Below are 12,658 nucleotides of genomic sequence, written 5' to 3'. Positions count from 1 at the left end.
CCTCAATGGTAACCATCTACGACGTCCCGGCGGAGGACCTCATCGAGGAGGCCGCCGCGCGACTGGAGGACCGCATCGAGGAGCCCGCGTGGGCCGAGTTCGCGAAGGCCGGCACCGCCAACGAACTCCCCCCCGAGCAGGAGGACTTCTGGTACGTCCGCTCCGCGAGCCTGCTCCGCAAGATCTCCAAGAGCGGCCCGGTCGGCGTCGAGCGCCTCGCCACCGAGTACGGCGGCAAGAAGCGCGGCTCCAACCGCTACATCGTCCGCCCCGGCGAGCACGCGGCCGGCTCCCGCAACGTCATCCGCACCGCGCTCCAGCAGCTCGAGGAGGAGGGCCTCGTCGAGACCGCGCAGGGCGAGGGCCGCCGCCTCACCGGCGAGGGCACCGCCTTCCTCGCCGAGGTCGCCGAGGACGTCTTCGAGGACCTCGACCGCCCCGAACTCGAACGCTACGCGTAGAGCGTTTTTCGCTTTTTCCGCAGGCTCGCAGTCGTGAGCGGCAGCGCCGTGTCGCGGTCGGGCCCGCACCGGCGTGGCCACTGGGAGTGGGAGCGCGTACAGAACCGTCGCGGTGACCGGTGCCCGGGCCGGGTCGTTACGAACCCGCGCGGAACTCGCCGTGCTTCATCCCGAGCAGGAAGGCGACGACGGAGAAGACGACCATCGAGGGCAGGACCATCATGAACACCGTCGAGGGCATCATCACGGCCGTGAGCGCGACGGACGCGACCGCGACGATCACGACGAGCGGAGCCACCGAGCGGGTGAAGTCGAACTCCATGGTCGCCGTTGGAACCGGACGGACAAAAACGGTCGAGTGGGTGACGGGCTCGAGAAGAATTGTTCTCGACTACTTCCCTCAGAAGCCAACGAACCGTGTATACAAACGTCAACACAACTAACGGGGGGGGGGGGGATAGCAAGGCGGTGGCAGGAGGTCAAAGCGCCGTGGAGCGGGCGCGCGGATTTTGCTGGCAAACGAGGTGGGGCCACGAATAGGGGGATCATCTCAGTTTATCCCGTCAAAACTGAGGTTTTGAGGACTCAGACGCCCGAATCGGCGTAACAGTATTAAGTGGCTCTGTTGAAATCCTATCTTCTCGACACCTTTCTTGCCAGAATAGTCCTTAGGCAGGTGGGACTGGTAGTTAGAGAAATCATCAGTTTCGATGGACAATTTATTCGAGCGTGCTGCATACAGGGCGCGAGTCGGTCAGGGTTGAGTGTGCGAACCAGGCGGTAGTCACACCCCTAATTATCCTTTTGGACGGTAGAACCGGAGCTGTTGGCTCTGATTGACCGATTAGCCAACGAGTTCTATATAGGGTTCTGAGCAACTTTTACACTCGGTGCGCGATCAGCGAAACCTAATGAGGTCTTCCTCGACGCCCTCCGTTTCGCGTCGGAACACGCTCGCCGCTAGTACCGCCCTCCTCGCGTCGCTTGCCGGCTGTGCGTCACTCTTCGATGATAGCTCATCGACAACGCCTGACGACTCACCGACAGCGGGGACGGTCACAATGAATGCACGAGACGAAGCGACCACCACGCCGCTGCACGTCCAGTCAGGATCGGAGTTCCACCGAGTGCTGCATGAAGCGGCTATCACGTGGAATCTGAACCCGAAAGTGTCGGACAGAAGTTGGGTAGCAGAACTCGACATCGCCTCGGACATACGACTAGCTGACTATTTCTGTCGACAGGAGGGACTGGAACCCACCGGTGAGCGGTCAACTCCACCGGTTCCGACTGTCATATCTCATTCTGATCCAACGGCTGTGGTCCGAGACCTCGCTGCTGACCGGGTTGATCTCGGTGCCACTGGGTACAAAACGACCGGAGCAATCAGCGAATCGCTTGCAATCGAGGACCAGTCGGTCAGTCATCCGGTTGCAACCGCCGGGAGTGCGTTCGTCGTCAGCCCTCCGATCATCGACAGCGGCGTGACATCGTTGCGGGCAGAGGAGTTGCGGGACATCTACGCGGGCAAGATAACGAACTGGAAGGAGGTGGGCGGTCCAGACAGAGAAATCAGGGTCATTGCTGGTCCCGATGCGAACCCCCCGCGCTGGCTTATGGACACGTTTTTTAACGGCGTTCCCGAGGCTGGCGTTGACGAACGCAGGGGGAGGGAGGCCACGCGGGTCAACAGAATAGAATCCCGGAACGACGCAGTCGGTGAGGTCCCCGTCGGTTTCGCCGTCTACGACACTCCCGTTTTGGACATCAGTGTTGATGGCACGCGTTTCAGCGTGAACGAGACGGGATATCCGGCGACGGTTGACCTCGCGTGTTATTCGTGGGGGGAGCCGAACCCGCAAGAGCGTGCGTTCGTCTCGTACCTCCAGTCGCCCGCCGGACAACGGTACGTCGACAGGTACAGGGACTTTCTCCCGCTCAATTGGCAAGCCGACTCTTGACTGATCCTGCCAATTTGACGATCGCTGTAACGTTGGACTCGACCCTGGCCATAGAACGAAAACTCAGAAGATAATCGCTAGAGTGGTTGCTGCATATCCCCTCTGAGCCGGTCACGACTCTTTTGACGAGAATCAGAAGGGTTCGACCCACTTGCTGTCTTGTTCATCGATATCCGCTGTTCAGAGTGACTTGTCGATGTTGTGAGTGAGACAGCCGACAACGAGTTCACGGAACTGCTTCCACCAGTATCGTGAGCGGACGAATGCGCCATATTTCCGTTTGAGGCTGGAGTTCACTGTCTCGTTCTGACTCCGTTGGCCGTAGAGGTCGGCGTCCAGCCGTGCATTCCACGCCTTGTGGAGCGACGAAAACTCTCGGTGCTTGATGAGGGGGCGAACATCAGCGTCACGGGCGAACGCGCGAACCTTCTGGTCGTCGTATCCCTTGTCACCGAGGAGAATCGCTACTTCATCGGTATTCCGCTTGATGAGCGACGGTGCAATTTGTGAGTCGTGTTTTCGTGTCGTCGTCACGTGTAAGTCGATTATGGCGTTTACTCTCGTGTCCACGAGAAGCGTAACTTTCAACTGCTGAATTGTCAACTTAGTTCGCTTCGTGTAGTGCTTCGAGGCATGACTGCGGTCGAACCCGGAAGCGTCTATCCCGACGACGCCGTTAGTAGGGAGAAGCGTGACCGAGAGGTTGAGAAGAACCCGCCACACAGCCATTTCAAGGCGGTTGAACGCCTTACACAACGTCGAAGGAGACGGGATTTCCTGAAGATTGAGGACGCTCCGAACCCGAGGCATTTCAATAAGTTCGTCAAGGAGCGTCCGGTACGTCGTATTCTTCCGAACCTTGAGACAGAGGAGGACGATGTGTTGATGAAGTGTGTACCGCCGTTTCGAGAATTTCGATGAGTAACGAGCGATAGCTCGCCGAGCCACGTGCATCGCTTGCTCAACGAACCGGAGTAACTGTGACTTCGGGAGGGCTTCCATGCGGTCAGACTACCGGGCGAACCTGTAACTCTCTGAGGATTTCAACAGAGCCTATTAAGTCATCACCCGCTCATACCAAGTGTATGACAGTACATTGGGGGAAGATAGCTGCGTTCGGGTCATTGCTCACAGTCCTTGCCGTGGCTCCGTTCCTGCTCGAGATGGGGAGTATACTGTCTAACGCGAGTATTCAGAGCGAAGATATTGAGAGTACGTATCGGATGATGAATCTCGCAGTGGGCGCGCTCAAGGCGTTGGTCCCGCTCACCCTTGGGGGCGTTCTCGTGTTCGCCTTCTTTTAATTTGCAGGGGAGATGGCATAGATGTCAGACTGGAACGACGCAGACGACTTGGTGACTGCCGTAGCCGTCTTAGTTGTGGGAGGCCCACTTCTCTATCTCACTCTGAATATTGGCGAATTGTCTTTCTCTGAAGCGTGGGCGGTAGGCGAGTACGTGATTCGGACGATCGCGGTCCCCACCTTCGGTTTGATTATCCTATTCTGGGCTCTTCTCAAGATGGGTCCGCTGGTGGATGTTTTCGCAGATTGGTGATGGTTCGCAACGATTAGTCGGCTCCACTTCCACCCCGCTAAGTCAAGATTTTTGAATTATCAATTTGTCGTTTGGAACATGGGAGGACTTGATATTGGGGGTGTGGCAAGTTGGTTACTTGCCGCAGGATTAGGATTAGGAATCCTGTGGGCAGTTAATGAGGGTATGCTGAGAACTCAATACAGTTTGGGGTCCACGTCGGTCCCGATGGAGAACCTTGGACTGATTATTTTCCTCGCGGCGATTGGACTGGGAGCGTTCTATTTCCTGAAAGACGTTGGGCGGAAATTGTAGCGACGTTTCGTCCGCGCATATTCACTCCTACCCCTACGCGAGTAGGGACCCGTCCGCTCTGTGATCTTGACGGGGGACCTTTTGGGGTGGTGTCGATCGGGTTCGATTGACGCGCAAGAAGTGGCGAAGCGGCTACCTATCAGGTTGGTAGAGTAGTCTGGCGGGTTTGACACCAACTATCGGCTAAAGCGCCCGAATCTGTGTAGACTACACAAAATCTCTACTTCCCCCAGAAGGGGTCCCGCTTGCGCCGCGTGTCGAGGTAGCTCGTCAGTGCCTCCAACTCGTCGGCGGTAATCTCGTCTTTCAGCTCCTGTTCGAGGATCTTCGCGTGCTTCTCGGGGACCTCGGTCCAGAGGGTGTCGCCCTCCTCGATGCCGCGGCCGACGGTCGGGCCGTCGATGGCGACGCTGACGCGCTCGCCCGCGCGGGCTTCGTCGACGTCCTCGCCCTGCTTCTGGATGCCGGAGAGCTGGCCGACGCGGTCGAACTCGTTGCCCTCGAACTTCCCAACGTTGCGGTTGTTCTGGAGGGTGCCCGAGAGGACCTCGACGCCGACGACCGCGGGGTCGTTCTGCCGGAAGGTGTGGTCCGGGAGGATCCGGACGCGCGCGGGGCGGACGATCTTGTCGAGGACCGTCTCCTGCTGGGCGCGCTTGCGCTCCTCGACGAACGTCTCGTAGTCCTCGATCAGCTGGTAGATCACGTCGTCGGTGAACAGCTTCACGTCCGCGGCCTCCAACTCGTCGCGGGCGTTCGACAGCAGGTCGACGTTGAACCCGAGGATGGCCTTGTGCTCGTCCTGGTTGGCGGTCTCCGCGATGGCCACGTCCCGCGGCGCGATGTCGCCGACCTCCGCGCGGAGGATGGGGACCTCGGCCTCCTCGAGGGCGTTCGCCATCGCCTCGAGGCTGCCGAGCGTGTCGGCCTTCACGACGACGCCGTCCTCCTCGGTCTCGACCTCGATCTCCGCGAGCTCGGCTTTCACCTCCTTGATCACCTCGGCCTCGGTGCGGTCGCGGACGACGCGGACGGGCGCGCCCGCCATCGCGTCGTCGAGGTCCGGCGCGGCGATCTTCACGCCGGCCGCGGCGCCGACCTCCTCGACCGTCTCGAACTGCTTCTCCGTGCGGATCTCCGCGAGCGGCTGGGGCTGGAGCAGCGCGCGCACCTCCGTCACGATGGGGTCGCCCTGCCCGCCGACGACGACCGTGTCGCCGGTGCGGATCACGCCGTCGTACATCACGGCGTCGACGGTGGCGCCGAAGCCGCGCTCGTCTTTCACCTCCAGGACGGTCCCCTTGCCGGGACCCGCCACGTCGATGGCCATCTCCTCCTTCATGAACCGCTGGGAGAGGCCCATCAGGACGGTCAGCAGGTCCGGGACGCCCTCGCCGGTGATCGCGGAGACCGGGACGACGCCGATGTTCTTCTGGAAGTCCTGCACGCGCCAGTAGAGGTCCGCGGAGAAGCCGTTGTCCGACAGCTGGCCGATGATCTGGTAGAGGTTCTCGTCGAGCATCGACTGCGCGCGGTCGGACTGGGCCTCGTAGGTGGGCTGGATCGGCTCGCCCTCGTTGGGGTTCCAGCCGGGCGTGGTGTCGATCTTGTTGGCGGCGACGACGAAGGGGGTCCCCGTCCGCCGGAGGATGTCCAGCGCCTCTTCGGTCTGGGGCTGGAAGCCGTCGTTGACGTCGACGACGAGCACCGCGATGTCCGCGAGCGCGCCGCCGCGGGCCCGCAGCGTGGAGAAGGAGTGGTGGCCCGGCGTATCGATGAACAGCAGGCCGGGGAGGTCGAAGTCCTCCGGCTGGACGAGTTCGCCCGCCATCGAAGAGATGGTCGCGAGGGGGATGTCCGTCGCCCCGATGTGCTGCGTGATCGCGCCCGCCTCGCCCTCCGAGACGGCGGAGCCGCGTATCTTGTCGAGTAGACTGGTCTTGCCGTGGTCGACGTGCCCGAGCACGGCGACGATTGGCGTTCGTAGCGTGTCCGCGTGTGTGTCTGCCATCGAAGGTCACCCCGAGAAATCGGTCGTTACCGGGAGGAATCGCGGGCGGCAGTTAAGCCTTTCAGAACGGCGGTCGCGCAGCGATCGGACCGATCCCGGGTGCGGCGGCCGGCTTCCGCGCTCCCGGTCGGTCCGCCCCCGCGCGGCGTGTGCCGCCCGTCGGACGCCCCCGTGGCGTTTAAGACGGTCGGCCGGGTTCGTTCGGACATGGCAGACATCCTCGCGGAGAACCTCTCCGGCAAGGCCGTGATGGGCGCGGACGGTACCGAACTCGGCGACCTGTACAACATCACGATGAACCTCAAGTCGGGCGAGCTCCACCACCTGCTCGTCACCCCGAACGACCAGTTCGACCCCGCGCGGTCGAGCTTTCAGGTCGACGAGCGGGGGCGGATGCTCGTCCCCGTCGGCAACGTGCAGGCGGTGAAGGACTACATCGTCGTCGGCCGCTGATGCGGGTCCTCGACGCCTCCGCGTTCATCCACGGCCACGACCCGGACGGACCGACGGCCTCCATCCCGGCGGTGAAGGAGGAACTGGAGGGGGGGCACGCGCTGCGGTTCGACGCCATGGAGGGGGGCGGCATGACCGTCCACATCCCCGACGAGGCCTCGCTCCGCCGGATCACCCGCGCCGCCGAGGAGTCCGGCGACGCGGACGTGCTCTCGGAGACGGACCGCCGCCTCGTCGCCGCCGCCTTCGAGCTCGACGCGACGCTCGTCACGGACGACTACGCGATGCAGAACGTCGCGGAGCGGCTCGACCTCGACGTGGAAGTGATCGCCCGCGACGGCATCACGGAGGAGCGCGAGTGGCAGTGGCAGTGTTTCGGCTGCGGTCGCGTCTTCGACGAGGAGAAGGACCGGTGTCCGATCTGCGGCAGCGAACTTACGCGCAAGAACCCCTCGTGAGCGGCGCGGTTCCCGGCCCTCGTCCGCGGACCTTTTTCTGACCCCTGAGGGCTCGGTCGCGGACCGCGGACGACGGGTTGAAGCGGCCGGCGCGCGGACGTGCGGACGAACATGGGCTACGCGTGTCCGGTCTGTGACCTGCCGCAGCGCGACGGCGAGCACCTCGCGCACCACCTCGCGTTCACGGCGATGCTGCACGGCGACGACCACGAGACGTGGCTCGACGAGCACGCCGACGCGTGGAGCGACAGCACCCCGGCCGAACTCGCGGGCGAAGTGACGCCGCACGCCGAGGAGGTCGAGACCGAGGACGGGGACGGTCACGACCATCAGCACGGCCACGGGCAGGGTCACGGGCAGGAACCGGGTCGCCCCGACGTCGGCCCCCTCGGCGGCGGAGCGGGCGGGCTCGGCGCCGGCGGCACCGGGCGCGGCGCGGGGGCCGCGTCGGGGGGCCCCGGCCGCGACGACCCCGAGGTCCAGCAGGTCCTGCGGGAAGCGCGCGAGTTGACCGAGCGGATGCTCGACGACGGCGACGGGGCGGACGACGACGCTTCCGGGAGCGAAGACGACGCCTGACTGTCCGCTTCGGAGCGGAAACCCCTTCCCGCCGCCGGTCGGATCCGGGGACATGGAGACGAATGGTTCGTTCGCTCCGGCGACCGTGGAGGAGGCGCGCGACCGCTACGCGGAGGCCGGCGAGGCGGCGCAGGTGGTCGTCCGAGAGACGGCGAAGGCGATGGGCTTCGACGGCGAGGAGTACGACGAGCGCGTCACCGGCGAGGTTATCGAGACCGCCCGCGACGCGCTGTTCGCGTCGCTTCTGACCGTCCACGTCGCCGACCGCGAGACGTTCGAGGCGTGGCTCGACGAGCGGCCGTTCACCGAGGGGGACGTGACGGTGCTCGGCTCCGAACACGTCGACAACGTGGTCTGGCACGCCGCGCCGTTCGCCGACGCGGTCGTCGCCGCCACCTTCCAGAACGAACCGGACGCGGCCGCCGGTACGCTCCGGCGGAACGCCTTCGGGCGGATCTACCGGGACGCGCTGTAGCGCTCGGTCGGCGGACTGACGGCCCGTCGGACGACGCGTTTCGACGCACTTCGACGACGGGGACGGCGTCTCGGCGGGACGCTTACGGCGCTTCGCCCCCAACGGAGACCGTGCTCTCGAACGAGCGGGTGGTCGTGGGGCTCGCGGCGACGTTCGCGGGGCTGACGGCGGTGCTTCTGGTCGGCGGGCTCGCGATCAGCCCGGTGATGCTGGCGGTCGCGGTCCCGTTCGCGCTCGCGACCTACTTCCTCTGGTACCACGCCAGCGGCCGGCTTCGGGCCCGGGTCCGGCGGCAGGCGACGGGCGCATCCGCGCGGGATCGCGCGCGAGCCCGGCAGCGAGCCAGGGCCGCCGAGAACCGTCGCGCGGCGTTCACCGGCAGCCGGGCGGACCCGCGCGGGCGACAGTCCCGCGAGCGCCGACGGGACGGGCAACGCCGGAGCGGCCGTCGCGACGGACGCCGCGACCGGGCCCCGCCGGCCGACGGCGGTCCGACGGTCCGCGAGGCGTACGCCACGCTCGACCTCTCGGCCGACGCGGACGAGGCGGCCGTCAAGCGCGCGTACCGCGAGAAGGCGAAGGAGCTGCACCCCGACGCCGCGGGCGGCGACGAGGAGGCGTTCAAGGAGCTCAACGCCGCCTACGAGCGCTTACAGGAACGGTCGCGGGCGTAGCGCGGTCAGGGCGTCCTCCGGGAACACGCCCGACGCGAGAGCGCTCCCTGCCGCTCCCGATCGGTCCGGAGCGTTCCTCACCACTTTCGACCGATCCGGACTGCCCCCGTGCCGTGGGGACACACCCCACGAAAACCGTTATACGTGGTCCTCGCCTACGAGCGCCCATGAGCGCTGACCGGTCCGCCATACGGGGGGCCATCGAGCGCGGGGAGCAGGACGGCGGCGCCGTCGAGTTCAAGGAGCGGCTCTCCCGCGAGGTTCACCTCGCGGACGGGCGGATGGAGTCGCTCGTGGCACAACTCCGCCACCGCGTCCTCTCCGGGGACGGGGAGGCGACGTACGTGCTCGGCGTCACCGACGACGGCGGGATCGCCGGCGTCCCGCCGGAGACCTTCTCGGAGACGATGGACGTGCTCTCGGTGCTGGCCGAGGAGGCCGACGCGCACATCCACGACGTCGACACGTGGAGCGTCGGCGACGTGCGCGAGGGCGGTGACGGCGGCGAGAGCCCGACGGAGGGGATCGTCGGGCTCGCCACGGTTCGCGAGGGCGGCGTGCTGGAGACGGACGAGGACCACCTCGTCGTCGGCACCGCTGGCCACGTCGACCACGGCAAGTCGACGCTCGTGGGGTCGCTCGTCACCGGAGACGCGGACGACGGCGACGGCGCGACGCGCGGCTTCCTCGACGTGCAGCCCCACGAGATCGAGCGCGGGCTCTCCGCGGACCTGTCGTACGCCGTCTACGGCTTCGAGGACGGCGAGGACGGCGGGAACGCGGAGTCTGCGGGGGAGTCCGCGGGGGTGCCCGCCGCTGACCCCGTGCCGGTCCGCATGGACAACCCGCACCGCAAGACCGACCGCGCGGGCGTCGTCGAGCGGGCCGACCGGCTCGTCTCGTTCGTGGACACCGTGGGCCACGAACCGTGGCTCCGCACGACGATCCGCGGGCTGGTAGGCCAGAAGCTCGACTACGGCCTGCTGGTCGTCGCGGCCGACGACGGGCCCACCAAGACGACGCGCGAGCACCTCGGCATCCTGCTGGCGACCGAGCTTCCGACCGTGGTCGCGGTCACCAAGACCGACGCCGTGAGCGGCGAGCGCGTCGACGCGGTCGAGCGTGAGGTCGAGTCGATGCTACGGGAGGTCGGGCGCACGCCGCTCCCGGTCGAGCGCCACGGCGTCGCGGCCGCGGCCGACGAGATCGGTGAGTCGGTGGTCCCCGTCTTCCGGACGAGCGCGGTGACCCGGGAGGGACTGGACGACCTCGACCGGCTGTTCGCGGCGCTCCCCAAGCGCGCGACGCCCGAGCGCGCGTCGTTCCGGATGTACATCGACCGGACCTACAGCGTGACCGGCGTCGGCGCGGTCGCGTCTGGCACCGTGAACTCCGGCGCCGTCGAGGCGGGCGACGAACTGCTGTGCGGCCCCATGCCCGACGGGAGCTTCCGGGAGGTGGAGGTCCGCTCGATCGAGATGCACTACCACCGCGTCGACCGCGCGGCGGCCGGCCGGATCGTCGGGATCGCGCTGAAGGGCGTCGACGAGGCGGAACTGGAGCGCGGCATGGTGCTCGTCCCGCGGGAGGAGAACCCGCCCGCAGTCCGGGAGTTCGAGGCCGAGGTGATGGTGCTCAACCATCCGACCCGGATCCGCGACGGCTACGAGCCGGTGGTCCACCTGGAGACGATGAGCGAAGCGGCCGAGTTCTCCCCCGAAGGCGGTCGACTGCTGCCGGGCGACACCGGCCAGGCCACGGTCCGGTTCAAGTTCCGACCCTACCTCGTGGAGGAGGGACAGCGGTTCGTCTTCCGTGAGGGGTCGAGCAAGGGCGTCGGCACCGTCACGTCCGTCACTCCGCGGTCCGGTCCCGTGAACGCGGACGACTGAGGGGGCGGCCCGTCCCGCGACGGCCCCACGGCGATCGACAGGAGTGTACATTTCTGATCTTTTTCCACCGTTAGATCGCCGACCTCGGATGGAGATCCATGAACGATTTGCGAAATCCTTATTATATAGAAAGGAAACCGGCATAACATGCGGAAGTCACGCATGGACAACGTTACGAGGCGGAAGTTGCTCGCGAGCGGAGCCGCGCTGTCGTCGACGGCGCTGCTTGCGGGTTGTACCGGTGGAGACGACGGCGGTTCCGGCGGCGGAACCGGCACCGAGGACGGCTCGGGCGGCGGGAACGGCGGGAGCGACCTGCCCCAGCAGGAGCTCTACTTCGGTCAGGTGAAGGGCGCGCTGGACATGGACCCCATCGTCATCAACGACGTGCCGTCCGCGCAGATCGCGGGCCAGATCTTCGACGGCCTCTACGAGTACGGCGAGGGCGTCAACATCGAGCCGAAGATCGCGGCCGAGCAGCCGACCGTCGAGCGCGACGGGACGCGATACATCGTTCCGCTCCGCGAGAACGCGGAGTTCCAGAACGGTGACGCGGTCACCGCGGAAGACGTCATCCACACGATGACGGCACCGGTCGAGGAGGAGACCGAGAACGCCTCCGAGGTCGACATGATCGACACCGCGGAGGCCGTCGACGAGCACACGGTCCAGTTCGACCTCAAGTACCCCTACGGCGCGTTCAACACCGCGATGGTCCGGAACGTCGTCAACGCCTCCGTCCGGCAGGAGGACACCGAGGCGTACAACCAGGACCCCGTCGGCTCCGGCCCCTTCGACCTCGTCGAGTGGGAGCCCGAGAACTTCGCGACCGTCGAGCGGTGGAACGACTACTGGGACGAGGAGGCGGGCGTTCCGAACATCAAGACCATCGAGTTCGACCCGGTCGAGGAGCAGACGACCCGCGTCACCGAACTCGAGACGGGGAACCTCGACATCATCGAGACGATCCCGCCCCAGCTGTACGAGACGGTTCGGAACAACGAGAACGCGAGCATCTCGGAGGCGCCGGGCGTCGGCTACTTCTACCTCGCGTTCAACTGCGGCGAGGGTCCGACGACCGACCCCGTCGTTCGCGAGGCGGTCGACTACTGCTTCTCGATGGACCAGGCCATCGAGAACTTCGTGAAGCCCTCGGGCGTCCGGCAGGTCAGCCCGTACCCGGCCTCCATCTCCGAGGAATGGGACTTCCCGGTCGACGAGTGGGGCGAGATCAGCCACGACCAGGACATCGAGCAGGCACAGAGCCTGTTCGAGGAAGCCGGCGTCAGCTGGGACTACGACTGGCGCATTATCGTCCCGCCGGACGACATGCGCGAGCAGATCGGCATCTCCCTCGGGGACGGCCTGCAGAACGCCGGCTTCGAGAACGTCCAGGTCCAGCGGCTCGACTGGGGGACCTTCACGGACGCGTACACCAGCGGGAACGAGGAGGACTTCAACATGTACACCCTCGGCTGGTCCGGCTCCCCGGACCCGGACGCGTTCGCGTACCACCTGCTGAGCCAGGAGACCGAGGGCGTGACGAACGGCACCTTCCACAACTACGACGAGGCGTCCGCGAAGCTCACGCAGGCGCGTGAGTCGGCCGACCGCGAGGAGCGGCGCCAGCTCTACATCGAGGCGACGACGACGCTTCTGGAGGGCCGCGTCCACATCCCGGCGTACAACCTGAACAACTCCTACGGCGTCCGTAACAGCGTCGAAGGCTTCAGCTCGCACCCGATCTCGACGCAGGTCCAGATCTTCACGGACCACAACAACGTCTCCGTCCAGTAGTCGCGACGGCGACGTTTCCCGGTTTCCGGCTCTTTCCCGCCGATTTC

General features: G+C 65.6%; 15 protein-coding genes. 12 read left to right on the top strand and 3 right to left on the bottom strand.

All coding sequences use genetic code 11. The annotated features are described in order from the left end of the window. Positions 1 to 5 precede the first annotated feature (5 nt). Positions 6 to 461 (top strand): 30S ribosomal protein S19e, encoded by a 456-nt coding sequence (locus ACZ432_RS03020; RefSeq protein ID WP_058366072.1) that lies wholly within the window; start codon positions 6 to 8, stop codon positions 459 to 461. A gap of 136 nt (positions 462 to 597) precedes the next feature. On the opposite strand, the gene ACZ432_RS03015 is transcribed toward ACZ432_RS03020, so the two are convergent. Further along, positions 598 to 783 carry a DUF7333 family protein gene (locus tag ACZ432_RS03015; protein WP_426963101.1) on the bottom strand — a complete coding sequence of 62 codons (186 nt, stop codon included), beginning with the start codon at positions 781 to 783 and terminating at the stop codon, positions 598 to 600. A gap of 739 nt (positions 784 to 1,522) precedes the next feature. Between ACZ432_RS03015 and ACZ432_RS03010 the strand changes: the two genes are divergently transcribed. Continuing rightward, complete coding sequence (locus tag ACZ432_RS03010) at positions 1,523 to 2,422, top strand: substrate-binding domain-containing protein (protein ID WP_426963100.1); 900 nt, start codon at positions 1,523 to 1,525, stop codon at positions 2,420 to 2,422. A 180-nt stretch (positions 2,423 to 2,602) separates the two neighbouring features. Here ACZ432_RS03010 and ACZ432_RS03005 read toward each other — a convergent pair whose 3' ends face one another. Next, positions 2,603 to 3,424 carry an IS5 family transposase gene (locus tag ACZ432_RS03005; protein WP_426963099.1) on the bottom strand — a complete coding sequence of 274 codons (822 nt, stop codon included), beginning with the start codon at positions 3,422 to 3,424 and terminating at the stop codon, positions 2,603 to 2,605. Between the two features lie 83 nt (positions 3,425 to 3,507). Here ACZ432_RS03005 and ACZ432_RS03000 point away from each other — a divergent pair, with 83 nt between their 5' ends. The 3 genes from ACZ432_RS03000 (at position 3,508) to ACZ432_RS02990 (ending at position 4,272) form a co-directional block, all read left to right on the top strand. Continuing rightward, positions 3,508 to 3,726, top strand: a complete 219-nt coding sequence (locus ACZ432_RS03000; protein ID WP_426963098.1) for a hypothetical protein — start codon at positions 3,508 to 3,510, stop codon at positions 3,724 to 3,726. 21 nt (positions 3,727 to 3,747) lie between these two features. Further along, the gene (locus ACZ432_RS02995) at positions 3,748 to 3,978 is read left to right on the top strand and encodes a hypothetical protein (protein ID WP_426963097.1); all 231 of its coding nucleotides are present in this window, start codon (positions 3,748 to 3,750) and stop codon (positions 3,976 to 3,978) included. Positions 3,979 to 4,056: 78 nt separating this feature from the next. Beyond that, positions 4,057 to 4,272 (top strand): hypothetical protein, encoded by a 216-nt coding sequence (locus tag ACZ432_RS02990; RefSeq protein ID WP_426963096.1) that lies wholly within the window; start codon positions 4,057 to 4,059, stop codon positions 4,270 to 4,272. Between the two features lie 220 nt (positions 4,273 to 4,492). Here ACZ432_RS02990 and infB read toward each other — a convergent pair whose 3' ends face one another. Continuing rightward, complete coding sequence (gene infB, locus ACZ432_RS02985; protein WP_426963095.1) at positions 4,493 to 6,283, bottom strand: translation initiation factor IF-2; 1,791 nt, start codon at positions 6,281 to 6,283, stop codon at positions 4,493 to 4,495. 207 nt (positions 6,284 to 6,490) lie between these two features. Between infB and ACZ432_RS02980 the strand changes: the two genes are divergently transcribed. The 7 genes from ACZ432_RS02980 to ACZ432_RS02950 all read left to right on the top strand — a co-directional run bounded on the left by ACZ432_RS02980 (position 6,491) and on the right by ACZ432_RS02950 (position 12,611). Then, a complete protein-coding gene (locus tag ACZ432_RS02980) occupies positions 6,491 to 6,736 on the top strand; it encodes a PRC-barrel domain-containing protein (RefSeq protein ID WP_058366070.1) in 246 nt (81 codons plus the stop codon). After that, a complete protein-coding gene (locus tag ACZ432_RS02975; RefSeq protein ID WP_058366069.1) occupies positions 6,736 to 7,194 on the top strand; it encodes an NOB1 family endonuclease in 459 nt (152 codons plus the stop codon). Before ACZ432_RS02980 ends, ACZ432_RS02975 begins: the two co-directional genes overlap by 1 nt. 111 nt (positions 7,195 to 7,305) lie before the next feature. Beyond that, a complete protein-coding gene (locus ACZ432_RS02970) occupies positions 7,306 to 7,773 on the top strand; it encodes a DUF5810 domain-containing protein (RefSeq protein WP_426963094.1) in 468 nt (155 codons plus the stop codon). Positions 7,774 to 7,825: 52 nt separating this feature from the next. Further along, the gene (locus tag ACZ432_RS02965) at positions 7,826 to 8,248 is read left to right on the top strand and encodes a DUF5809 family protein (RefSeq protein ID WP_426963093.1); all 423 of its coding nucleotides are present in this window, start codon (positions 7,826 to 7,828) and stop codon (positions 8,246 to 8,248) included. A 110-nt stretch (positions 8,249 to 8,358) separates the two neighbouring features. After that, on the top strand, positions 8,359 to 8,922 hold the full coding sequence (locus tag ACZ432_RS02960; protein WP_426963092.1) for a J domain-containing protein: 564 nt from the start codon (positions 8,359 to 8,361) through the stop codon (positions 8,920 to 8,922). A gap of 167 nt (positions 8,923 to 9,089) precedes the next feature. After that, positions 9,090 to 10,814: a GTPBP1 family GTP-binding protein gene (locus ACZ432_RS02955; protein ID WP_426963091.1), complete on the top strand. Its 1,725-nt coding sequence runs from the start codon at positions 9,090 to 9,092 to the stop codon at positions 10,812 to 10,814. Positions 10,815 to 10,961: 147 nt separating this feature from the next. After that, the gene (locus tag ACZ432_RS02950; RefSeq protein WP_426963090.1) at positions 10,962 to 12,611 is read left to right on the top strand and encodes an ABC transporter substrate-binding protein; all 1,650 of its coding nucleotides are present in this window, start codon (positions 10,962 to 10,964) and stop codon (positions 12,609 to 12,611) included. The last annotated feature ends 47 nt before the right edge of the window (positions 12,612 to 12,658 follow it).

Source organism: Haloparvum alkalitolerans (assembly GCF_055381565.1).
Note: the sequence above shows the minus strand (reverse complement) of the source record. Positions and strands in the feature narration are given on the sequence as shown.